This is a genomic window from Psychrobacter sp. Ps6, from assembly GCF_022129235.1.
In the GTDB taxonomy this organism is placed as follows: domain Bacteria; phylum Pseudomonadota; class Gammaproteobacteria; order Pseudomonadales; family Moraxellaceae; genus Psychrobacter.
This window is the reverse complement of the sequence record NZ_JADQAI010000003.1, coordinates 25,851-50,643: the sequence shown is the minus strand read 5'-3', so window position 1 is coordinate 50,643 and position 24,793 is coordinate 25,851. Positions and strand designations below refer to the sequence as shown.

Annotated in this window: 19 protein-coding genes; 14 read left to right on the top strand and 5 right to left on the bottom strand. The window is 43.5% G+C overall.

The features are described from left to right. Positions 1–222 precede the first annotated feature (222 nt). The 6 genes from mrcB (at position 223) to purH (ending at position 8,180) form a co-directional block, all read left to right on the top strand. Complete coding sequence (mrcB, locus tag I3255_RS04515) at positions 223–2,667, top strand: penicillin-binding protein 1B (RefSeq protein WP_238037768.1); 2,445 nt, start codon at positions 223–225, stop codon at positions 2,665–2,667. 46 nt (positions 2,668–2,713) lie between these two features. Continuing rightward, complete coding sequence (locus I3255_RS04510; RefSeq protein ID WP_238037325.1) at positions 2,714–3,526, top strand: tetratricopeptide repeat protein; 813 nt, start codon at positions 2,714–2,716, stop codon at positions 3,524–3,526. Between the two features lie 70 nt (positions 3,527–3,596). Beyond that, positions 3,597–4,523 carry a 50S ribosomal protein L11 methyltransferase gene (prmA, locus tag I3255_RS04505; protein WP_238037323.1) on the top strand — a complete coding sequence of 309 codons (927 nt, stop codon included), beginning with the start codon at positions 3,597–3,599 and terminating at the stop codon, positions 4,521–4,523. 159 nt (positions 4,524–4,682) lie between these two features. Then, positions 4,683–5,939, top strand: coding sequence for a DUF3426 domain-containing protein (locus I3255_RS04500; protein ID WP_238037321.1), 1,257 nt, complete (start codon positions 4,683–4,685; stop codon positions 5,937–5,939). 148 nt (positions 5,940–6,087) lie between these two features. Beyond that, entirely contained in the window at positions 6,088–6,450 is a 363-nt protein-coding gene (fis, locus tag I3255_RS14850) for a DNA-binding transcriptional regulator Fis (RefSeq protein WP_269117269.1), read from the top strand. A 149-nt stretch (positions 6,451–6,599) separates the two neighbouring features. Beyond that, on the top strand, positions 6,600–8,180 hold the full coding sequence (gene purH, locus I3255_RS04490; protein ID WP_238037318.1) for a bifunctional phosphoribosylaminoimidazolecarboxamide formyltransferase/IMP cyclohydrolase: 1,581 nt from the start codon (positions 6,600–6,602) through the stop codon (positions 8,178–8,180). 184 nt (positions 8,181–8,364) lie between these two features. On the opposite strand, the gene I3255_RS04485 is transcribed toward purH, so the two are convergent. Beyond that, positions 8,365–10,239 carry a SurA N-terminal domain-containing protein gene (locus I3255_RS04485; RefSeq protein ID WP_238037316.1) on the bottom strand — a complete coding sequence of 625 codons (1,875 nt, stop codon included), beginning with the start codon at positions 10,237–10,239 and terminating at the stop codon, positions 8,365–8,367. Positions 10,240–10,576: 337 nt separating this feature from the next. Next, positions 10,577–10,897, bottom strand: coding sequence for an HU family DNA-binding protein (locus I3255_RS04480; RefSeq protein ID WP_161808411.1), 321 nt, complete (start codon positions 10,895–10,897; stop codon positions 10,577–10,579). A 457-nt stretch (positions 10,898–11,354) separates the two neighbouring features. Between I3255_RS04480 and I3255_RS04475 the strand changes: the two genes are divergently transcribed. From I3255_RS04475 to fdx, 8 genes are all read left to right on the top strand, one after another. Continuing rightward, positions 11,355–11,999, top strand: coding sequence for a hypothetical protein (locus I3255_RS04475; RefSeq protein WP_238037313.1), 645 nt, complete (start codon positions 11,355–11,357; stop codon positions 11,997–11,999). 469 nt (positions 12,000–12,468) lie between these two features. Continuing rightward, positions 12,469–12,978, top strand: coding sequence for an Rrf2 family transcriptional regulator (locus I3255_RS04470; RefSeq protein WP_238037312.1), 510 nt, complete (start codon positions 12,469–12,471; stop codon positions 12,976–12,978). Further along, positions 12,975–14,201, top strand: coding sequence for an IscS subfamily cysteine desulfurase (locus I3255_RS04465; protein ID WP_238037310.1), 1,227 nt, complete (start codon positions 12,975–12,977; stop codon positions 14,199–14,201). The genes I3255_RS04470 and I3255_RS04465 overlap by 4 nt, the downstream gene beginning before the upstream one ends. Before the next feature lie 168 nt (positions 14,202–14,369). Beyond that, complete coding sequence (gene iscU, locus I3255_RS04460; protein WP_238037308.1) at positions 14,370–14,780, top strand: Fe-S cluster assembly scaffold IscU; 411 nt, start codon at positions 14,370–14,372, stop codon at positions 14,778–14,780. A 223-nt stretch (positions 14,781–15,003) separates the two neighbouring features. Beyond that, entirely contained in the window at positions 15,004–15,324 is a 321-nt protein-coding gene (iscA, locus tag I3255_RS04455; protein ID WP_058024184.1) for an iron-sulfur cluster assembly protein IscA, read from the top strand. 136 nt (positions 15,325–15,460) lie between these two features. Continuing rightward, positions 15,461–16,042, top strand: coding sequence for a Fe-S protein assembly co-chaperone HscB (gene hscB, locus I3255_RS04450; protein WP_238037306.1), 582 nt, complete (start codon positions 15,461–15,463; stop codon positions 16,040–16,042). Positions 16,043–16,252: 210 nt separating this feature from the next. Next, positions 16,253–18,124 (top strand): Fe-S protein assembly chaperone HscA, encoded by a 1,872-nt coding sequence (gene hscA / locus I3255_RS04445; RefSeq protein ID WP_238037305.1) that lies wholly within the window; start codon positions 16,253–16,255, stop codon positions 18,122–18,124. Between the two features lie 86 nt (positions 18,125–18,210). After that, positions 18,211–18,549, top strand: a complete 339-nt coding sequence (gene fdx / locus I3255_RS04440) for an ISC system 2Fe-2S type ferredoxin (RefSeq protein WP_058024187.1) — start codon at positions 18,211–18,213, stop codon at positions 18,547–18,549. Between the two features lie 103 nt (positions 18,550–18,652). On the opposite strand, the gene I3255_RS04435 is transcribed toward fdx, so the two are convergent. The 3 genes from I3255_RS04435 to mfd all read right to left on the bottom strand — a co-directional run bounded on the left by I3255_RS04435 (position 18,653) and on the right by mfd (position 24,723). Next, positions 18,653–20,077 carry an adenylate/guanylate cyclase domain-containing protein gene (locus tag I3255_RS04435; RefSeq protein ID WP_238037304.1) on the bottom strand — a complete coding sequence of 475 codons (1,425 nt, stop codon included), beginning with the start codon at positions 20,075–20,077 and terminating at the stop codon, positions 18,653–18,655. Positions 20,078–20,412: 335 nt separating this feature from the next. Further along, the gene (locus I3255_RS04430; protein ID WP_238037303.1) at positions 20,413–20,844 is read right to left on the bottom strand and encodes an HIT family protein; all 432 of its coding nucleotides are present in this window, start codon (positions 20,842–20,844) and stop codon (positions 20,413–20,415) included. Positions 20,845–21,012: 168 nt separating this feature from the next. After that, the gene (gene mfd / locus I3255_RS04425) at positions 21,013–24,723 is read right to left on the bottom strand and encodes a transcription-repair coupling factor (RefSeq protein ID WP_238037302.1); all 3,711 of its coding nucleotides are present in this window, start codon (positions 24,721–24,723) and stop codon (positions 21,013–21,015) included. Between the last annotated feature and the right edge of the window lie 70 nt (positions 24,724–24,793).

Genomic DNA, 24,793 nt, shown 5'->3' with positions numbered 1-24,793 from the left:
CAGTTATTTTAGTAGAGATTATACTATAAGCAATCACCCCAAACAGTAGCATTGCTTATGGTCTAATACCAATGCATGCCCTAGTTAACGATGATAGATTGAAAAATTTGTCAATTTGCGTCATTATGAGGCAGTTTTTTATCCAAAAATGGTGCGACATCCGTGCAAAAATCCAATTTTAAGTTACCAAATACCAAGCTATCACCATCATCTAAGCCTGCTATGAATGCCTTACCTTCACAGCAGCGCGGCTTGGTATTTAGTAGTCTTCTCTTAATTATCATCATCGCTGGCATGGTGCTATTTGCACTGTATTTGGTCAAGCTTGATCGCACCATTACCCATAAGTTTGAAGGCAAGCGCTGGGATATTCCAGCTAAAGTATACTCACAGCCGCTCGAGCTATATCAGGGTGCCAATATCGATAGAGATACGATGAAAACGTGGCTAGAGTTGCTTAATTATCAAAGCAACAAGTCTTATGATCGTACTGGCACTTATCATAGATCGGGTAATACTTATTTTATCCATACGCGCGGCTTTACCTATAGCTCAAGCGATATAGATGCTGAGCAAGTCATCAAAATGACCCTTGCTGGCAATAAAGTTGACTCTATTCAAAGCACCTTACCTGCCAAAAGCGGCATCATTCGCCTAGAGCCAGTGAGTATCGGTGGTATCTATCCAGACAGTAACGAAGATCGAATGGTTGTCTCTTTAGATGACGTGCCTCAGCCCCTGATTGATGCCTTGATTGCCACTGAGGATCGCGCGTTTTATGAGCATAAAGGCGTCTCGATACGCGGTATCGCTCGTGCCGTAATCAATAACTTTTCTGGCGGCGCTAGACAAGGTGGCTCGACCATCACCCAGCAGCTGATCAAAAACTTTTACCTCAACTCTGATCGCACCCTCAAACGCAAAGCCAATGAGGCGTTGATGGCGGTACTGCTTGAGCTGCATTATAGTAAAGATGAAATTTTACAGACTTATTTGAACGAAATTTATTTGGGTCAAAACGGCAATCGCTCTATCAATGGATTTGGTTTGGCATCACAGTTCTATTTTGATAAACCACTCAATGAGCTGCGCATAGATCAGCAAGCGATGTTAGTTGGTATGGCAAAAGGTCCGAGCATTTATAACCCACGTCGCAATCCAAATGACTCAAAAGCTCGTCGTGACGTGGTGCTTGGTAACATGCTCGCAATGGGGACACTAAGCCAAGAAGACTATGACAAAGCCCTAAAACAGCCGCTCGGTATCGTGGACAAGCCTGCTGAGGGCAAGAGCCAGTTCCCTGACTTTTTGGACATCGTCAAACGTGAGCTCAACGATGTCTATTACTCTGATGATCTTAAAAACGAAGGTCTAATCATCATTAGTACCCTAGACCCTATTGCTCAGTTGGCAGCAGATAAGGCGGTTGATAGAAAACTTGGTGAACTACGCCGCAGCGGTAGCAAAACCAAAGATTTACAAGGCGCGCTCGTCAGTGCCAACCCTGAAACTGGCGAGTTGGTGTCTGTCGTCGGTAGTGGCAGTGAGTTCACAGGCTTTAACCGCGCCGTCGATGCTAAGCGTCAAGTTGGCTCTCTATTGAAGCCAATTATTTATATGACCGCGCTTGAAAGTGGTCGTTATAATTTGGCAAGCTCAGTGGATGACTCACCTATCACAGTCAATCTGAATGATGGTACCGATTGGAGTCCTAAGAACTATGACAACCGTGATCATGGCTATGTACCATTGACCACAGGACTGTCGCAATCTTATAACCAAGCGGCGGTACGCTTAGGCATGGAATTTGGGGTTGATACTTTTGCTAAACAACTAAAACGCATGGGGGTTAAAGAAGAAATACCATCCTACCCATCAGCATTATTAGGGTCTGTCAATCTGAGCCCTATGGACATGTTAGGTATTTACCAAGTCTTTGCGACTGGCGGTTTCCGCACGCCTATTCATAGTATTCGCACGGTTATTGATGATCGCGGTCGTATTTTGCAGCGTACCGGACTCAATACTCAGCGCAGTATTCCACCTGAGACCAACTTTTTGACCAACTACGCGCTACAGCAGGTAGTGTCAAACGGTAGCGCCAGACGGGCTCAATCACTTGGTAGCAATCTGAATCTCGCCGGAAAAACGGGTACTACCAATGATTACCGTGATGCTTGGTTTGCAGGCTACAGTGGTAACTACGTCAGTGTCGTTTGGGTTGGTCGTGATGACAACAAGCCCATTGGCTTGAGTGGTGGTACGGGTGCTCTACCGGTTTGGGTCGATTATATGAAACGCCTCAAACTCACTCCGGTGGCGCTACCAGAGCCAGAAGGTATCGAATGGTTGTGGCTCGAGAGCAACTCAGGCAAGCTGTCTAACGAACGTTGTGCCAATGCTCGATACTTACCTGTCATGTCAGCACATTTACCAGAGGAAGCCAGTAGCTGCGCGCTTAACTTATATCAACAAGACCGTGCTCGCGAGCAATCGCAATTCCAAAATCAGCAGAGTGCAATCAATGAGCAACGTCGTCGCGAAGGTTTAGATATCCCAAACGGTGAAGCGGTTGATGCTGATGATTCAGAAGACAGTAATGGACAAAATAATGAAGGTCAAAACCGCGCTGATACGTGGTATGACCGTGCTATTGAATGGTTTTAACATTGTTTTTAATATGTAGCGTCTGATATTTAAAAAAGGTCTCAACATGGTCTCATTTCTACAGCAATCTGCCTCTGTGACACAAACAATGTCTTGGTGGCAGAAAAAATTTGCGTCAGTGAATACTCTAGTTGTAGGCGGCATCGTTTGCAGCATGCTAAGCCTCAGCGCATGCCAGACTGCGCCAGATAGCTCAGCTGCAATGAAAACAACACCTATTCAAACAATCCCATCATCACAGCCGCCAGTGACATCGACCACCACTGTGACTCAGGCACCCATCGTTGAAGCAGATGATGAGAACGAATACCCTATTGAGCCTTATACTCCACCTGAGCAGTCCGAGTCGCCGAATCCATTGACACAAGAAACGCCTGTATTTGAGCCACCTACTCCAGTGGTGACAGAGCCTAATCTAGGCATTGCCATACCATCGCGCAATGACTATATCATCTCTGAGCCCTCAGCACCGTCACACAATGATCTACTGGAACAGGCAAGAAAAAACTCACAGCAACGCTCTCAACAATCAGCAAGTAATAACAGTAACTTGCCTGCATTTCGTAACTTGATGCAGGTGGGCGTTAATCAACTGAAATCAGGACAATTAACGAATGCTGAAAACAGTTTTACCCGTGCACAGCGCTTAGCACCCAAATCGTCAGCCGTATATTTTTATTTGGCGCAAGTGGCATTGAAAAAGAACCAACCTCGTAAAGCAGAAGCGATGGCACGTCGTGGCCTTGGTGTTTCTCAAGATGCCAGTCGTAGACGAGCGCTGTGGCAAATCATTTTACAATCAGGGCAAGCTCAAGGTAACTCACGCGTCGTTAGTGAAGCAAGACGAGCTTTACGCTAATAGTCGCTCACTACAGTTATCATTTATCCAAAACATACATTTATTTTTATTTTAGCTTAGGGTTATCGTTATGGCATGGCAACAACTGCATTTACAATGTGAAAAATCAAACGTCGATTTGGCTGAAGCGCTTTTATTAGAAGCTGGCGCACTATCTATTGCCTTAGATGATGCAGGTGATCAGCCTTTGTTTGAACCACTTCCCGGTGAGTCACCGCTATGGGATGAAGTCATACTGACAGGGCTATTTGATGCCACCACTGATGATGGTAGCCGTCAGGCTGTTGAGCAGCTCAGTCATGAAATCGCTGCACAAGTACAGGCTACTCGTATTTGGCTAACGGCTGTTGATGACAAGGATTGGGAGCGCGAATGGATGAGTAACTACCATCCTATCGAATGCGCTAATGACTTGTGGATTGTACCAGACTGGCTCACACCTCCCAATCCAGAGGCGACCAATATCATTATGGATCCAGGCTTAGCTTTCGGTACTGGATATCATGCCACGACTCGTCTTTGTCTTGATTGGTTAACAGAGCAAGACCTGACAGATAAAGTAGTCATCGACTATGGCTGCGGCTCAGGTATTTTGGGTATCGCTGCCCTATTATTGGGTGCACGCCAAGTGTATGCAGTCGATATCGATCCACAAGCTGTACTCGCAACCAATCAAAATGCAGTGCGTAATCATGTCGGTGACCGTCTGCAAGCGTTCTTACCAGAAGAGTTCACAAATTACTGCTCACAACATGATGTTTTGCCTGTAGAAGTGATTGTCGCCAATATTTTAGCAAAACCCTTAATTGGCTTAGCACCTTACTTTTCGACATTGATTGCATCAAAAGGTCGCATCGTATTGGCAGGTTTAATCGAGTCACAGACTGAACAAGTTATGGAAGCTTATCAACCCTATTTTGCACTCGATCCAAAGCATGCCTTTACCGCGCAAGAGGACCAGCATTGGCAGCGTTTATCTGGTACATTTACTAGCTAGCAACATTTAATTACATCTGTTACGATAGAGGGCAGTCAAACGTGACATGTTTGACGCCACTCTGTCGTTGCTCATGATTTATAGAATTTCAAAAAGCATGGTAGCTGTTGGTGAGTGGCTAAGCGGTATAGATAACCATACTTTTTTGGATTCGACCCTATGACCACCCCAATAAAAACCCAGTGCCCTCATTGCCAAGCTTGCTTTAAAGTGCAACAGAATCAACTAAATAAAGCCAATGCTACTATTAACTGTACTCAGTGCCAAAAAAGTTTTTCGGTCAATCAACACCTTATCGTAACCCCTGATACCTCCAAAAGCTCTTCCACTCAACACACTGCTACAGCACATCAAAATGCTCAATCCAAGCTGAGTAATCAACCCGAGAGCTCTACCAGTAGTCGTAATCAATCATCTAATATATCAAATACTGCGAAGTCCTCACTCAATAAGAAACGTTCATCTGATATGTTGATTCATGACGACTTGATCTATGATGATATGGATATCGATGAACCAGAAGACAGCATTGTAGAATACGACTCACTAGACAGCATGGATGCTTGGTTGACGCAAGTGAGCGATACCAACTCTGCCACGACAACTGACAACTCGACAACCATATTTTCCAAAACCAATAATAAAAGCCAAGAGCAATTTTTAGCATCTCCTACCGATCGTATTGCAACAGAACACTCCTCAATGGCTCAAGAAGTATTGAGCTCAACTGCTGCCAATGATATTCATGCGAGTATCAACGACACAGCTGATAATTCATGGCTAGAAGCACTTCTTGAGGAACAAAATAAACGCGAAGCCAAGTCAGTAGGTAGTACAGATTTGTCACAACTACTGATAGATATGGGTGTACCTCTTAGGGACGAAGAAAATTCTGTCACAGAACGTACAAACAAGGCACAAGCACAGTTTGCGCCAACGTCCACAACACATTCAATTGCATCTATTCTCTGGATACTTGGATGCTTAGTATTAGCGTTATTACTTGCCGCGCAGTATGTTATGTTTAACCTAGAGACATTAGTCAAAAACCCTGCCAATGCGCAGCGCCTCCAAACGGTATGCTCTATTGCAGCGTGCAGCTTGCCAAGCGCTGATTTAACAGCTTTGACTATCACCAATCCAAGTCATCGATCAAGTCAAATTAAAACAACCGGTGCGTTTAGCGATATCAGTGCGATATTGAACAATCAAAGCACAAAAGCACAGCTTTATCCAAATATAAAAGTCAGCGTTTATGGGACAGATAACCTCATTGGAGAGTTTATAGCAGCGCCTAACGACTATTTATTGGGTAAGCCAAGCCAGCTAGCTGCTAGTAATAACCGGCAACTATTATTTACCATACCCGTTGACAATGCACAAATTCGTGAAATTACGATGACACCACTTTATTGAATACTATTTTTAGCAATAGGATAAGCCTGACATATCGCTGCCGTTAAGATTGCCGTCAATCTGTCAGCGCTAGACGATATTAATTTGATATACTATTATTCTGACATCTTATGGTTTGACTCTTTTTTCATTTCAAGGATATTATCTTATGGCACCTCATGCACAGCATCATGCCCATCATTTTGCTAAGAGCTCTGAGCATCCTGCCGACTATAATAAAGAAGATTATCACCATGTCGCTCACGATGTTGAGGTCCCGTTAGAAAGTGCTGCGAGTAGCGCACAGCAGCCTTTGCGTGTACATGTTGAGCGTGTCGTTCGCCAGTATTTTGCTATGCTAGGTGATGAGATGCCTACCGACTTGTATGAGCTTATCTTAAAGCAAGTCGAAGAGCCTCTATTGTCAGTGGTTCTAGAGAAAACTCGAGGCAATCAAACCAAGTGTGCACAAATCTTAGGCCTCAATCGTGGCACTTTACGCAAAAAACTCAAAACTTACGACTTAATGTAGCACTGCTATATGAGCTCACCCATTATTACTAATCATCATGCATGGCAATTGAATGTGCATGGCTTTATCTATCGCGATATAGTCTACCGTTGTTGCCATCATCACCTTGCCAGACGTTTACGTCAGGCTTTTTTTATGGAAGATTTTTTATGAGTACAACCCCACTTGCCCTACTCTCGGTCTCTGATAAATCCAATATCGTTGAGTTTGCTCAAGGCCTTATCAAAGCAGGTTTTGGCTTACTCTCTACTGGCGGTACTTATCGATTACTTACAGAAAATAATGTCGCTGTGACGGAAGTGTCTGACTATACGGGCTTTCCTGAGATGATGGATGGCCGTGTTAAAACTCTGCACCCTAAAATTCACGGTGGTATCTTGGGACGTCGTGGTACGGACGATGCTGTCATGAATGAGCACGCAATCGAGCGTATTGACTTGGTTGTGGTAAATTTATATCCATTTGCTGAAACGATTGCGCGTGCTGACGTGACGATGAACGATGCTATCGAAAATATCGATATCGGTGGCCCTACCATGGTACGCTCAGCAGCAAAGAACCACGCTCATGTGGGCATCGTGACCGATCCTGCTGATTATAACCGCGTACTGACTGCTTTAAATGGTAGTACTGAACTGACCACTGCTTTACGTTACGATTTGGCTGTGAAAGCCTTTGAGCATACTGCGCAGTACGATGGTATGATTGCCAACTTCTTAGGCAGCCGTGTCAATGAGACGCAAGAGCCAGAAAACTTCCCACGTACATTTAATGTACAACTAGAAAAAGCGCAAGATCTGCGCTATGGCGAAAACCCACATCAAAACGCTGCTTTCTATACTGAAAATCATCCACTAAAAAGCCAGCAAGCTTCTATTGCAACGGCTAAGCAACTGCAAGGTAAGGCGCTGTCATATAATAATATCGCCGATACTGACGCAGCCCTTGAGTGTGTTAAAGCCTTTAGTGCACCAGCTTGCGTTATCGTTAAGCATGCCAATCCTTGCGGTGTCGCGGTAGATAACGACCAAGTAGCTGCTTATCGCACTGCTTTTAGCACTGATCCTGAGTCATCTTTTGGCGGTATCATTGCATTCAACCGTCCACTGACACTTGCTGCTGCAAAAGCTATTATCGATAATCAATTTGTAGAAGTCATCATTGCGCCTAGCATTGAAGACGGTGTGCTTGAAGCGACTGCTACTAAGAAAAACGTACGTGTATTGGTATGTGGTGAACTACCAGCACCAGATCAGCGTGATAGTCAGCTTGATTACAAACGCGTCAATGGCGGCCTACTCGTACAAGAGCAAGACCTTGGTTTGATTACGGCAAACGATCTAAAAATCGTCACTGACGTACAACCAACGGAAGCGCAAGTAGCAGATCTGTTGTTCAGCTGGAATGTGGCAAAATATGTCAAATCGAATGCCATTGTCTATGCAAAAGGCCAACGTACTATCGGCGTTGGCGCGGGTCAAATGAGCCGTGTTAACTCAGCGCGTATCGCTGCTATCAAAGCAGAGCATGCTGGACTGGCCACTGAAGGTGCCGTTATGGCCTCAGATGCCTTCTTCCCATTCCGTGATGGCATCGATAATGCTGCTGAAGTGGGTATCTCTGCTATCATTCAGCCAGGCGGCTCTATGCGTGATGACGAGACCATTGCGGCCGCTAATGAGCATGGTATTGCGATGGTATTTACTGGCATGCGTCATTTCCGCCACTAAGTAATCACATATTAATTTAAGACTGGTATTAGTCGCAGCACTTGTATTTGTACTGCGACTAATTTCTAGTCTCTTATAATATTCGTGGTCACTACTGTTAAAGTATTACCCATCAAAAAAGCCACTGTAGCGATACAGTGGCCTTTTTGCGTTTAACAGTTAAGAGTAACCATACAACGAACGCTTAGCGCCCTTGTGCATTTGCCATATTGGCTTCGTTAATCTCAACTTGATAGACCATACGTAGATAATCTAAGTAGTCTTGCAGCTGGTCTTGACCTAAATTGTCACGAATGATGCTGGCAGTCTGCGCTCTTTGCATATCAGATAATGGTGACTGCTGCTCAGTCTTGATGCGATCACCAACCAATAGCGTTGCACCTACCTCAGTTTCACTAGCGAGCGCAACTACGCCATCATTAGCAGCTTGCTTGCTAAAGGCCAATCCACGCTCTTTATCAGTCAGCAACGTTGTTTGACGATTGATCTCACCCAAAGATTGTAAGCTTACCGATTGCTTAGCAATATCAGCTGGCGTTTTGATACCAGCAGCGACAGCTTTTGCTTCTTTTAGCGCCAAAGCTGTGGCTTTTTGCTGACGCAATATCTGAGTGATTCTTGGCGTTGCACTAGATAAGCTCAGTGTAGTCGTAGGACGATAGTTGCTTGGTTGTACCCATACCGTGCCATTACCAACTTCTATACCTGCCGTTACGGCCTGATCTTGAATCGTAAATTCGTCAAAGGCCTGTTTGATCACTGCTGGTTGCGATAATACTGATTTGTTGTTTTCTTTACGATAATCTTTGATACGTTTTAGCGTCACATTCTCTTGCTGAGCAATATCTTCAATACTAAAGCCGTCTGCTGCCAAATCGTTAATCGAGGTTACTTTATCCGCGTAGATTTCTTGACGCTTGTACTCTTTTGCCTTAGCAGTCAGCTCAGCACGCATACTCTCGAGACTTGGAATCTTTTTGCCATTGTCTTCGGTGACTGTGAATATCTGATAGCCAAAGCTGGTCTTGATAGGGGCTGTCACATCTCCAACGCTCAAGCCTTCTAGTGCTTTTTCAACAGCATCGGCGTCACCACCAAATACTGACGGATTAAAGCGACCAATGTCACCGCCTGTTTCTCCTGAAGGATCATCCGATTCTGCTTTGGCCACAGCAGCAAAAGACTCGCCTTTAGCCAAGCGAGCTTTAACTTTATCTGCTCTTGCCTTAGCATCATCACCTGTTAACAGTATTTGACTCACTCTACGCTCATCATCAGCAGCCAGACCTTGCTTATACGCTTCGTACTGCTGCTGCAACTCTTCTGTTGTCACACCATCAACTTTGATGGTCTGCGGGCTAAGCTGAAGATAAGCCAAGTTGACCATTGCCGCGCTTTTTAAGGTGTCTTTATTGGCATCATAATATGCTTGAATATCATTTTTGCTCAGTTTGACCTGATCAGCATAGTCCTGCCAATCAAAACGATGTACCCAGACGTTGCGTGATTCTAGTTGCAAGTCAATCAATTGACTGACTGCCTGCATTGGATAGACGGCTGTGCCAACGATACTAGCATTCAACTGATCCAAGCTTAACTGATTGCGAAACTCTGCAAACAACTGATTTTTGGTCATGCCACGCTGACGCAAAAAGTTTGCAAACTGATCGTTAGAAAAGTTCCCATCAGCATCTTTGAATATTTCTTCTTCACGCAGCAAACGATTGATGGTGTCATCAGAGACTGTCATGCCAAGCTTACCTGCTTGCTGCTCTAGTAATGTACGATCAATCAGACCTTTTAGTACCTGCTCGTGCAGTACATCTTCATTTAATAAACTGGCATCATCAACTTGCTCTAGTATTTCACTGCGACGGTTGTTGACGGCAGTCTGATACTCGGACAACCCTACGCTTGCCTCACCCACCTGAGCGATTTGGTTGGGATCAACCCCGCCGCCAAAATAGCTTTCGACACCCAATAGAGCCAGTGGCGATAGGCATAAAATCAATAAAATGCGACCTGGCCAGCTTTTTAAGAAATCGCGCAATTTATCCATAGTTATCTCTGCTTTATTAACCTATATTGATGAAAAACCATTGTAATACTGTTAGGAGCTGTTGAGTGCGACCTGCTAATATCAATGCTATTTAAGCCGGCAATGGTAAGAGGAAGAACGTGTACATTTTATTAAGGGAAATAAGGTTCAGTGACAATACCTTATTTAAACAACGCATCTATCGCGCGCCCTATGATACGTGATTTTTCGTATATACTCAAAATATTCACGTTGTATGAGATAAACTATAGCGACAAAAAAAGCACCTAATATTTAGGTGCTTTTTCGGTGCTTAGCTTATGACATCAGCCAAAGCGACCATCTACCATAGAGCGGCTTAGTTCAAACGCTCTTTTAGGTTTTTACCAGCTTTGAAGCTTGGTACTTTGCTTGCAGGGATGCTTAGCTCTTCACCAGTCTTAGGGTTACGGCCAGTACGTGCTTTGCGGTCTTTTACGCTAAAAGTACCGAAACCAACTAGAGAGATGCTATCGCCAGCTTCTAAAGCTTCGCCAACACTTTCCATAACAGCATTCAAAGCATCACCAGCTTGAGTCTTATTTAGACCACTTTTGTCTGCGATGCTATCAATTAATTCTGACTTATTCATAAAATTTCCTTCAAGTTTAAGGGGGTAATAAACGCTCACGCCAAGCATTGTAACGCTCTCGTGGTACTTACGCAATAAAAACTACCTGACTGGCGTATTAACAGGTTTCGCTTTGTTATCGTCTTTATATCAAGGCAGCATAAGGAGTGCAAGCGATTTTACATCTTTTTGTGCCATCAACTACGTATTTGACACCCAATGTTACGCAAAACATCTGCAACCTCTATACAGGCAAACTGTCCTCATTCAAACAATGAATCAACTTATTTGTTTATTCTTCAAAACAGTTGTCAGTTGGTGTCTGTGCATTACCAGTCATAAATTTTGGTGTCTTTATCAACTGCTAGATTGTACTGTAATAATTTTACCACTGACAGAAACTAGCGTTACTTTTTATTATAAAGGCGTTACTATAAGCAAAATATCACTGCAAGTTTTAGATAAAAACAAACTTAAGTTTATTGCATAACTTTGATTTGCTAAATAAAAAAAATGGATTACTTACATGAAGCGTTCTACGTTGTCTCACTCTCTTCTTAATATTATTCTGGTGTTCATCGAGTCGGCGCTGACACTATTGTTACGTTTGGATCCTGAACTACGTAAAGCCGCTTATCCACTTGCCAAACAAGGTACGGTTGTAGCATTGCGCTTATATTTGCCCCATGTTGAGGTTTTTGCCACCTTTAGTACCAAAGGCGTACTCTTGGATGCCCAGTTGCCTGTTGGTCGTAGCGAACCTGATGTCGTTATCAATGCTTATAGCATTCAAGTGATTAATGCTATCACCACTCACGATAGAGAGACGACCGAAAAATTACAGATGCGCGGTGAATCCGTTCAAGTGCAGCTGGTAAAACAATTCATTATGCAGCTTGGTCTCGGCAGCTTAATCCAAGGTTTAATTAGAAAGATAAAAGGTGGCAAAGCTAAAACCAAACCGACCGATGCTGAAATGGCGGAAAAGAAAGACCATTATAAAGAGCGTATCAAAGAGCAGCAGACCCAAATCAATACATTAACCATCAAGAACCGCGAGCTTGAAACCACAGTCAAAGAGCTACAGAGTAAGCAAAAGACCTTTATGATTGTCACAGTGGTGGCGCTGGTCGTTATGATTGGCTCAGTTATCGCACTATTGATGAGCTGATTTTAATAGAACTTAGCTTTTATTAATTGATTTTTACCAAACTATGATTTCAGATATAGATGAGCGTCTAGTGCCTATTACAGGTAATGGACGCTCATTTTTTCTCTGGCTTGTGCGATATTGCTACAACTTACGTTTGACTCATACATTAGCCAATATCGAAGTGTTGAAAATAAGATCTCCCTCCCCGCTCATACATACATCCCGAACACCATTGTTTTTATCAATCATAGCGATAAGCTCGATTAACCATTTAACCACACTTTAATCTTGACTAAATTACTCAGGATTAAGTATAATTAACCTAATCGTTGCACACATCGGGTTAACCATCTGTTGTTTAATAACGATAAAACACAACTTGAATGGATATGATTGACAGTTTTTATATTGATCTATAATTGCCTATATCTATCCCTTTCCAAGATCGTTGTTAAATAAAAATGACATAAAGGTTTGGAGATAACACATGCGTTTAACTACTCGAGGCAGATATGCCGTTACCGCTTTATTAGACTTGGCATTACAGACCAGTCAACAAGAGAGCGCAGTATCTCTATCTGATATCGCTAAACGGCAGTCAATTTCTATCTCCTACCTCGAACAGTTATTCTCCAAGCTGCGCAAACGTGGCCTTGTGACCAGTATTCGCGGTGCAGCTGGTGGTTATCATCTAGCCAAGCCATTGAACGAGATAGATGTGATGAGCATCATATCTGCTGTCGATGAATCCGTTAATGCGATGCAGTGTGAAGGACGCGGTGACTGTCAAGGTGGTACAATGTGCCTAACCCATGACCTATGGTGTGCACTATCAAATCATATTGAGCAGTACTTGAAAAATATAACATTAGCGCAATTATTAGATATGGAAAACGTGCAGTCAGTATCAGAACGTCAGCACAACTCTACAAAAGACATTTCCATAAAAGACATCAATACCATTACTCTATCGAACAGCGAGGCAAACCCAGCATGAGCCAACATAACAACCTTATATACTTAGATTATGCCGCCACCACACCAGTTGCCAAATCAGTAGCTGCTAAGATGAGCGAATATCTGACAGTAGATGGCATCTTTGGTAATCCAGCCTCGCGCTCGCATGGCTATGGCTGGCAAGCAGAAGAAGCAGTAGAAACTGCTCGCGGACAAGTTGCTGAAGTCATCAACGCTGATCCACGCGAAATCGTCTTTACTTCTGGTGCAACTGAATCTGACAACCTAGCCATTAAAGGCGCAGCTCACTTTTATCAGTCTCGTGGTAAGCACATCATCACTAGTAAGATTGAACACAAAGCCGTATTAGATACCTGCCGTGAGCTTGAGCAAGAAGGCTTTGAGATTACGTATCTTGAGCCACAGCCAAGCACAGGTCTTATCTTGCCAGAGCAAGTAAAAGCAGCTCTACGTGATGATACGATTTTGGTATCTCTCATGATGGTAAACAATGAGCTTGGTACGATTACAGATGTTGCAGCGATTGGCGAAATCACTCGTGAAGCGGGCGTAGTTTTCCATGTTGATGGCGCACAGTCTGTTGGTAAAGTAAAAATCAATCTTGAAGAAATGAAGATCGATTTGATGAGCTTCTCCGGTCATAAAGCGTATGGTCCTAAAGGTATCGGCGCATTGTTTGTTCGTCGTAAGCCACGTATTCGTCTAAAAGCTGAGCAACACGGCGGTGGTCATGAGCGCGGTATGCGTTCAGGTACATTGCCAACGCATCAGATCGTTGGTCTTGGTGCAGCGTTTGCTTTAGCCAATGAAAGCTTTGAAGCAGATCACGCACATGCAGCAAAACTGCGTCAAAAGCTTTGGGATGGTCTACAAGATATCGAAGAGATCTACCTAAATGGCGATCTTGAGAACAGCGTACCAAACATTGTAAACATCAGCTTCAATTTCGTCGAAGGTGAGTCATTGATGATGTCACTAAAAGACTTAGCAGTATCATCAGGGTCAGCCTGTACATCAGCGACACTTGAGCCATCATATGTACTACGTGCTATCGGTCGCCCAGACGAATTGGCGCATAGCTCAATCCGCTTCAGCTTTGGTCGTTATACCACTGAAGAAGACATCGACACTGTTATCAAGCAAATGCATGAAGCTGTTGATAAACTACGTGCCCTATCGCCACTTTGGGATATGTACCAAGAAGGTGTTGATTTGAATTCAGTCGAATGGGCTGAACACTAAAATCAAGCACAGACAGTAATATAGCTTCAAATATATTTATTAAACGATTGATCAGACAATTATAAATCCAGTTTTTATTAACTAAATGTTTGACCCCAATTATCGATGAGTAGTTAGACATTCAAAGTTAATACGCGACTACTCATCATCTAACTAGGAGAAAACCCCATGGCCTATAGTGACCAAGTTATTGATCATTACGAAAACCCACGCAACGTTGGTAATCTTGACAAAAACGCCAAAAATGTTGGTACCGGTATGGTCGGCGCCCCAGCCTGTGGCGATGTAATGCGTCTACAAATCCAAGTCGACGATAATGGTATTATCGAAGATGCACGCTTTAAAACTTATGGCTGCGGTTCTGCAATTGCTTCAAGCTCACTGGTTACTGAGTGGCTAAAAGGCAAGAGCTTGGATCAAGCTGGCGAAATCAAAAACAACGATATCGCTAAAGAATTAGCGTTACCACCAGTAAAAGTGCATTGCTCTGTACTTGCAGAAGATGCCATTAAAGCCGCTATTAGCGACTATAAAGGTAAGCATGGCGTAGCAGCAGCGGTAGAAGAAGCCACTATCTAAGTCAAACCTACTAGCGTCTGCGCTGTGTTTTGTTAGCAATGCTAAAGTAGTAATACATCAAATGGCTACTAACGCTAAAAAGGTGACAATGACACTTATGTAATTGTCACCTTTTATTTTCTAAAAACTATTAGCATATTATCTTGGCAAACTCTTAATTTCGCTTGCCAGTTTACATAGTTTATTTATTGATATTTACGATTAATAGTCAATGGGAGTTGGCATGATTGAAATGACAGAACGCGCCGCTCAGCATGTTCGAGACTTTTTGGACAATCGCGGCAAAGGTGAAGGTATTCGGGTTGGTATCCGTACAGCGGGTTGCTCGGGCCTTGCTTATGTTTTAGAGTTTGTAGATATACCTGATGAAAATGACACGCGCTATGAAAGCCGCGGCGTTAGCATCTTTATTGACCCTAAAAGCTTGGTCTATTTAGATGGCCTGTTGATGGATTATGAAAAAGAAGGTCTAAACGAAGGTTTCAAGTTCACTAACCCTAACCAAAAAGGTGAATGTGGCTGCGGTGAGTCTTTTACTGTTTAATGGTTCAGACAACTGATTTTTTAGGTTTATGCACCCGTTGTAATGAATCAATACAAAAGATACAAATGCACTAATATATTTAGTGGAAGCACCAAATTAAGACTTTAAAAACAAATAAAAAAGCAAGGCGTAAGATATGACAGACACGATTCCAGAAGCACAATTTGATAACTTCTTTGCCCTATTTGAGCAACCTATACAATTTGAAGTCAATCAAGACAGTCTCGATCAGCATCTACGTCTGCTACAAAAACGCTATCATCCTGATAATGTTGCAAAGAATCTAGCAGATACCAAGCAAGCAAAGCAGCAATCGGAGCAGTATTCTGCCGTCATCAATCAAGCCTACCAAACATTGAGTGCACCTGATAGCCGTGCTGGTTACCTATTAGGTATGGCCGATCAAGCACAAAATCTAGAGCACTCCATCGCAGACTTGGATTTTTTAGAAGATGCGATGGAAATGCGTATGGATTTAGATGACGCTATTGCAGGCAAAGACCTTTCAGCCTTGCAGCAGTTACATCCTCAAATTACATCGCGCTTGGCAAATCAGTCTCAGCGTTTTGAAACTGCTTACCAAGAGCAAGATTGGCCAACGGCGATTGATGCGACACAGAAATTGAAGTTTTTGGTCAAATTGAATGCTGATGTTACAACGGGGCTTGATGACGTCGCCACTGCTGCACATTCAGATGACGATGATCTATATGTCTAGATAGCTGTGCATGATGTATCTTATTTGAAAGCTATATTCTAAATATTTGATTAAATTAGTATCAACTATAACGTATAATCTCTGACTTTGAGCATGCTTAACTGCCAACTTCCTCTATATCTAGAATAAAGAGATAGCGGTTAAGCAGTCATACTGAACATGCCATATTTGCCTCATTACACTTATTCATTTTATCTCTGAGTTATTCTTATGTCTTTAATGCAAATTGCCGAACCCAATCAAAGCGCTCAACCTCATCAACATCGTTTTGGCCTAGGTATTGACCTTGGTACGACACGCTCACTGGTCGCTGTAGTACGTTCAGGCAAGGCGCAAGTCTTAGAAGCAGGCGCAGCATCAGATACCTTGCTGCCTTCTGTGGTTTATTATCCAGCGACAGGTAATCCATCGGTCGGCTATGATGCCCTAGCGCATTTAGCAGATGATCCAAAAAATACGATCGTCTCGGCTAAGCGGTTTATGGGTCGTAGCCAAGCGGATATCAAATTCTCGCATCCTTATGAGCTGTCTGGTAGTACAGATGATATGCCAGCATTTGTCACAGCTCAAGGTGAAGTGTCACCTGTCGAAGTATCAGCGCGTATATTAGCCGCGCTTGAGCAACGTGCAGCGAGCGCACTGCCTGCAGACAGCATTGAGGGTGCCGTCATTACTGTGCCAGCTTATTTTGATGAGGCACAGCGCCAAGCCACTAAAGATGCGGCCCAAGCTGCTGGTATCAACGTGCTACGCTTACTAAATGAGCCTACCGCCGCTGCCGTTGCTTACGGACTCGATCAAGAAAGCAATAAAGAAAGCTACTACCTCATTTATGATTTGGGCGGCGGTACTTTTGATGTATCTATCTTAAAGCTGAATGACGGTGTCTTTGAAGTATTGGCAACTGGCGGTAATAGCGCACTGGGCGGCGATGATATTGATCGCTTGATTACAAATTGGATCATCAAACAGTTAAATATCGATCCAAAAGATGTAAGCCTGCATGATAAGTCAGTACTCGCACAAGAAGCTAAAGCTTACAAGCAAGCGTTGACTGATGCTGAGCAAGTGGATATCAATGTCACTGTCAACGGACAAAACTATCAAGGTTTATTGCGCCGTGAAGACATCCTCACTATCGTAGAACCTGTTAGTCGTCGCACGTTGAGCGTATGCGAACAAGTCCTACGTGATGCAAAGCTGGCTGCCAGAGATTTAGACGAAGTTATCTTAGTAGGCGGCTCAACGCGTATGCCTGCCATACAACAAGTCGTGACTGAATTTTTTGCCAAGCAGCCTCTTTGCCGTCTGAATCCAGATGAAGTCGTTGCCTTAGGCGCTGCCCAGACTGCTCACCAATTGGTGAATGGTGATAGTGACAACAATTTGTTGTTGTTAGACGTGACACCATTATCTTTAGGTCTTGAGACCATGGGTGGTTTGGTTGAAGTACTCATCCCACGCAACACGCCTATCCCTGTCAAAAAACGTCAGGTGTTTACCACCTATCAAGATGGTCAAACAGGTATGGTCATTCACGTGGTACAAGGTGAGCGCGAAACAGTAGAAAACTGTCGCTCGCTTGGCCGCTTTGAGCTGTATGGTATTCCGCCAATGAAAGCTGGGTTTGCTCGTATCGAAGTTACCTTTAGCATCGATGCCAATGGTCAGCTGACGGTGAGTGCGCAAGAGACCACGACCAAAACAGAAAGCAAGATCGAGATCGTGCCTTCTTATGGTTTGTCTGACGAGCAAAAAGAGCAGTTGCTTGTTGCCGGATTTAAACACGCAGAAGAAGATAAAAACGCGCGCTCTTTAATCGAAACCAAGGTAGAAGCCGAGCGTGAAGTATTGGCTCTAGAATCTGCACTCAATGAGTTTGCAGCACTGCTTTCTTCTGATGAGCAGCACACTTTAGCGGAGCATATACAAGCGCTACGTAACTCTCTTAGCACTGATGACTTGACACTTATTGAAGCACAGCAAGCACAGCTTAAGCCGCATAGTGATGCCTTTGCTGCTCGCATTATGAATCAAAGTGTTAAAACCAGCATGGCAGGTACCAGCGCACAAGATTGGTAAAATCCACACTCAAAATGATAGCTTAGTTATGATACTAAGCTACTTTCTCTTATTTTTTAGATTGATTAGCATTGGACAAATAATTTATGCCAAAAGTTACTGTACTACCCCATCATGAAATCTGCCCAGAGGGCGCAGAAGTTGAGCTACAAGCTGGTCAGAATTTGTGCAAAGCGTTATTAGAAAAAGGCATCAAAATTGAGCATGCCTGTGAGATGTCAAAAGCTTGTACTACTTGTCACGTTGTCGTACGCAAAGGATTCAACAGTCTAGATGAGATGGATGACGTAGAAGCTGATCTACTTGATCGTGCTTGGGGCTTAGAGCCTGACTCACGTCTGTCTTGTCAGGTCATGCTCGATGATGAAGATCTAACCATCGAAGTTCCAAAATACACATTGAATCATGCAAAAGAAAATCATTAATATGATTGGTAAAAACTACTTATAAGTTATAAAAAAAGCCAGCTATTAAAATATAATAGCTGGCTTTTTTTGTACTCAACATTTCACGATATGACTACCCAAATCATGACTTTTTGTTAGCACTATGACGTTTGCTTTCTTCAGCGATGCTCTGTGCCAACTTTTCTTCTTCTTGTTCGATGCGCTCAAGCGCAAAGTTTAACCGACTCCTAATGTCTTGATAGTCATTGTCTTTCATATCTTTAAAATTTAGATGCAAGTTAAACCCTGGCAAAGTGTGATCTACCCATTTAGACAAATGACCTTTATTAGCGTCAGGGTCAAGTACTTGCCATGCATTTATCTTGTCATCAAAGCCTTTTAGCTGAAGCGCTCCAACATGTTTGCACTCATAGTTATGGCAAACATAATCATAAGTGCTTTCACTGACCAATATCTCATCTTTACCAGCGTTCGACTCAAGTCTTGAGGCCAGATTAGCCTCTTTACCAATCAGTGTATAACTAAGACGATTGTTGCTACCAAAATTACCCACGTGGCAGTAGCCAGTCGTGATACCGATGCGTATGTATAATCCTTCAAAGCCCATCAGCCGCCATTTTTGACGTAATGTACGCATTTCGCGGCGCATATCTATCGCCATTGCCACACAGTCAAGAGCATCTTGACGTGGGCCGTTACTAGCGGGCTCGCCAAAAAAGCACACCATGCCATCGCCAATAAATTTATCAAGTACAGCACCATGTCTATCAGCAATCAACGTCATGCAATGCATATAAGTGTTCAAAATATCAGCTAAGTTGTCAGCACTCAGACTATCAGACAGATCGGTAAAACCCACAATATCTGAAAACATAATGGTCAGCTTGGCACGTTTATTCGACACACTAACAGGGCTATTAGATCTGACAATTGGTTCCCAAATTTGCGGTGGTACAAAGCGAGTCAACTTATTGATGACTGACACCATCGTACTCAAACGTCCTCCTGCTTTAGAGGCACTTTCTTTATAACCGATGTACTTTTGATACGTACTGCGAAACTGATACAAAATAACTATTATGCTTGCTAATAATACGGCGGGTGGAACCCAGCCTTCATTACAGTTCAACCCTTCGTTGTCCAGTATTGTACTGACATAATAGAAGACAATAGATGTTACTAATGCCACTGTAAATAATCTTAGAGCGTTATCAACCCCACTGACGATCATACGTACGCCGATTAAGGCTACTAGACTGAGCGATATTACTGTACAAAACTGTATTGACCCAATGACGACCGAAAATAAAATAACAACTATATTAGACGTCCAAAGACTGGTTTCGCGTCGGTAGTTATAAATCAGAATCATCAAGCTAGGTAGGCTAATGACAACCAATAACGCCATTGAAGTAGGACGAAAGTTGTAATGCAAGGCGAGTAATATGACAGTGAGTATTAAAACGAAAACTTCTGGATAGTCGAATTGACAGATTCCACTCCCTTTTGACGACAGTTTTGGCTTTAATGTCTCTGTAAAGGGCATATTGGATTTCACTTAAGTAAGATAGGCTATCAGAGAGATAAAGATATATAAAAACAGCATACACACATCATTTATCTAGATGATAAATTATTACAAAAATACATTATACTTACTAAATTAGATGAAACCTATGTCAGTGGTAGCTAAAAAAATACCATTTATCATTTATCTAAGTCACAAATTTTCTGGATAAATAACTTACAATGTTTGATTATTATAGAAAAAAGCCAGATATGACGAGTATCTGGCTTTTTTAGTGTCGCAATAGTTTAGGAAAGGTGCTTCGTAAATAATGCTTTATAGATGAGGTAGAGCAATTCAAAGTTCAAAATGTATTACATCTGCCAATCAAAAGGCATTTGATGATGACCACGTAGCGCCATCATTAACGTTTGCTGCATTTGTGCCAAGACTTCTTTGGTATAAGGAACCGCAGGAACTCCCCATACTGGATTTGGCCATCGCATATCATTTTGATAACGAACAATATGATGAAAATGAAGCTGCGGGACTTGATTACCAAGCGCGGCCACATTCATCTTATCTGCTTGAAAGGTTTTGGCTAGTTGACTTGATAACCAGCTTGACTCACGCAAGAACTGCGTTTGGTCTGCCTCAGACAACTCGTAAAGCTCTTTGATACCTGATACGCGCGGCACTAATATCAACCAAGGAAACTGGCAGTCATTGATCAAACGACAAGTAGACAATGGAAAATCACCCACTAAGAAACTATCAGCAGCAAGTTTATGATGAAGTTGGAACATAATGACGGTTCTCTTGTTGTTTAATGCAAATAAAAGTACGTAAAAAATATCGAAGAAAAAGCAATCTGGTTATTTTATCAGTTATCCCTGCGATAAAATAGCACCATACACCATTGCATTAGTGTTGATTGTCTTAGAAATCCCAATGATTGCTCTCACCGATTGAATCTAAGCAGCTTCTGTCACCATATGCTTACTAAAATAACGTAAAAGATCTTGGATAACAGAGACTCGCTGTTGAGGCGTTGCCAGCTTATCGCTATGTTGATAACGAATACCAGAGGCCCCATTCATTCGGTAGTGCTGCCCATCTGACTGAATCAGCTTAATAATCGCCAAGGCATCAACAGGAGTGTCTGGTGCAAACTCCAGCGTCATACTACTACTATTGGCATCGATTTTGTTGATCTTCAACGGTTCTGCTTGCAAGCGCAGTCCATGAATGGCAAATAGCTGCTTGGTCTGATCTGGCAATGCACCAAAACGATCTATCATTTCGGTCCGAATATCCGTCAACGCTTCTTTATCGTCTGTATTGCTTATACGTTTGTAAAACAACAAACGCTGATGCACGTCATGTAGATACTCTTCTGGAATAAGCGCCGAGCTATGCAAGTTAATCTCACTGGTTAGCGATAATGGCGTATTCAAGTCAGGCTCTTTACCGGCCTTGATCGCCTTAGTTGCGCGCTCAAGCATATCCATATATAAGCTAAAGCCAATTGCCTGCATATTACCACTTTGCTGCTTACCGAGTATCTCACCTGCCCCGCGAATCTCTAGATCTTCACTCGCTAGCATAAAACCTGCGCCCAATGTATTGGCGCGTTCAATGGCATGGAGTCGACGCTTGGCGTCGCCTTTGAGACCTTTGATAGAAGGCACCAACAGATAACAATACGCCTGATGATGACTACGCCCTACTCGCCCTCGCAGCTGATGTAATTGCGCCAGACCAAACTTATCAGCACGCTCAATGATAATGGTATTGGCATTCGGTACGTCGATACCTGTCTCAATAATAGTAGAACACACCAGCACATTGAATTTTTTATGATAAAACTGCTGCATGATCTGCTCAAGCTGACGCTCTTGCATTTGTCCATGGGCGACCCCTACCCGTGCTTCAGGTACGAGGTCGCGGATAGTCTCTGCCATACGCTCAATACTAGCCACATCATTATGCAAGAGATAAACTTGCCCGCCACGCAACAGCTCGCGCAATATGGCCTCTTTCATCAGCGCTTCTGTCTTTTGCATGACAAAAGTTTTAATCGCAAGTCGGCGTGCAGGTGGTGTGGCAATGATTGACATGTCACGCATGCCAGAGAGCGCCATATTAAGCGTTCTAGGGATGGGCGTCGCGGTCATAGACATACTGTCTACATCTGTCTGAATAGCCTTGATACGCTCTTTGTGACGCACCCCAAAGCGGTGCTCCTCATCGACGATCATTAGCCCAAGGTTTGCAAACTTCACGTCAGGCTGTAGTAGTTTATGAGTACCGATCACAATATCGACTTTGCCATCAGCCAAGTCCGTCAAGACCATCTCTTGATGTTTTTTACCACCAAAGCGAGACAGGCTTTCAATACGCACTGGCCAATCAGCAAATCGATCGCGGAAATTGTCTTCGTGCTGTCCTGCGAGCAAAGTGGTGGGCACTAATACAGCAACTTGATAGCCAGCACTGACGGCAATAAAGGCCGCTCGCATCGCTACTTCTGTTTTACCAAAGCCAACATCACCGCAGATGAGGCGATCCATTGGCTGGTTTTGTCTCATATCTTCCATAACCGCATGGATAGCATTGGCTTGGTCAGCGGTCTCTTCAAACGCAAACTGACTGGCAAACAGCTCATATTGCGACGGATCTATTTTAAAATGAATACCAACTTTGGCCTCACGACGCGCTTGCATATTGAGCAGCTCTGCGGCAACATCGTGAATTTGCTCTAACGCTTTTTGCTTTGCTCTATCCCATTTGCCACTACCAATCTTATGGAGCGGGGCCAACGCTGGATCGCCGCCGCTATAACGGCTAATCATTTGCAGATTAGCTACTGGCACATAGATACTGGCATCATCGTCATACTTTAAATGAATAAACTCTTGCTCACCATCACCAACATCTAAGGTAATCAGACCATTATAACGACCGATACCATGCTCGATATGAACGACTGGACTACCATCTGTTATCTCAGTGACGCTTTTAACCAAGAATTCTTCTGATACACCGCTTTGGCGACGACGACGCGTCTGTAAGACTTGACGACCAAACAGCTGCGTTTCACTAATCAACACCAAACGCTCAGGCACGTATACGCCGCGCTCAATCGGTGCCACAGTCAGACCGACATGTGGTAGTCGAGCGTTATTCATAGCGCTCGTCTTATCTGCTGCTAAGAATGCTTCAAAGCTATCATATGCTTTGATATCAATCTTACCTTTAAACAGCTCAATAAGAATCTCACGACGGCCAGCAGTTTCTGCGACGATTAGTACGGGTGTTAAAGTCTGTGATTGCGTATCCAAGAAGTCGAGTAATTCGGATAATGGCTCAGATTTCTGATGGTTTACTGCCAATTGTGGCGGCTCTTCAGCGCTTAATGTCACCAAGCCTTGCTGCTTAGCAGGCGTTAGCGAGAATTGCGGCTGAGATGAGTCGCTACCTTCTAGCGCTACGACATCATTTATTGTAGCCAGCTCATCGCGTGCGCTTAGTATCACTCGTGGATACTGGTTTAGCTGCTCGTTGAGTGCGTTGGATAACAGATATAAGAGCGCAGGTTCAACAATAGGCTTGTCAATATCATGTCGACGTTCTTCATAGCGGCGCTGGATTTGTGACCAATAGTCCGCCTGTTTTTCGTTAATGAGTTCATCCGTGATAAACAACGCATCACTTGGCAAATAAGAAAACAGTGTACTTTCTTCTTGCCAATCTTTTAGGTCGAAAAATAGTGGCTGATAATACTCCAGCCCACTACTCGCAATACCTGCCATCACATCTTTATGCAGCTCAGACTTGCGGCTACTGGCATTAGGGAACATCGCCGCAAAATTCGTGCGAAATGTCTCTCGCCCTTCATCTAGCGGAAACTCTTTTGCTGGTAATATTTGGAACTGCTCAATAGGTTTTGAGATGTCTGGCAATTTGTGCAGCAGCGACAGTGACTCCTTGCCCATGCTGGTATCATTACCTGTCAACATCGCCTTGAGATCATCAGCGGTCAACGTGCGCTGGGTTTGCGGATGAAAAAAACGAATTGTCTCAATTTCATCGTCAAATAAATCTAAACGCAGCGGAAAAGGCTGACCCATAGCAAAGATATCAATGATGCTGCCACGTACCGCAAACTCACCGGGTTCAAAGACATTTTCAACCGCTCTATAACCCGCCTTTGCCAGTAGACCACGTTGCGTATTGATATCAAAACGATCACCGACACTTAGATCAAAATGCTGCCCAATCAGCCAACTTGGTGGCGCAACACGATGCATCAGCGCCTGTACTGAAATGAGTAGCACACCTGTTTTTGGCATATCTGTCAGCAGATTGATACGCTCACTAACGATGTCTTGGTGCGGAGACAGCTCATCATACGTCAGTGTCTCCCAATCAGGGAATACGTAAGCGTCGACACCGCAAAATGCCAGCTCGGTCTCTATCTGATTGAGTTGGTTTTGGTCACGTGCCACCACGACCTTTAGGCGCTTGGCAACATCCCACATAGGCGTTTGAACCAAGCTTGCCAGCCACAAGCTACTGACTGCACCATGGACAGGCGCTAGCCAACGCCGCTCGGCATTTTGGATAGGGAACAACTGCTGGTTAATGGGATCAAACGCGTCAGTCAAAGCAGTGATAGGCATAAAGAATAGGATCAAAGTTAAGGAGTCAGAAAGCTATTATACGAATATTTGAGCAATTACCAAAACTTAT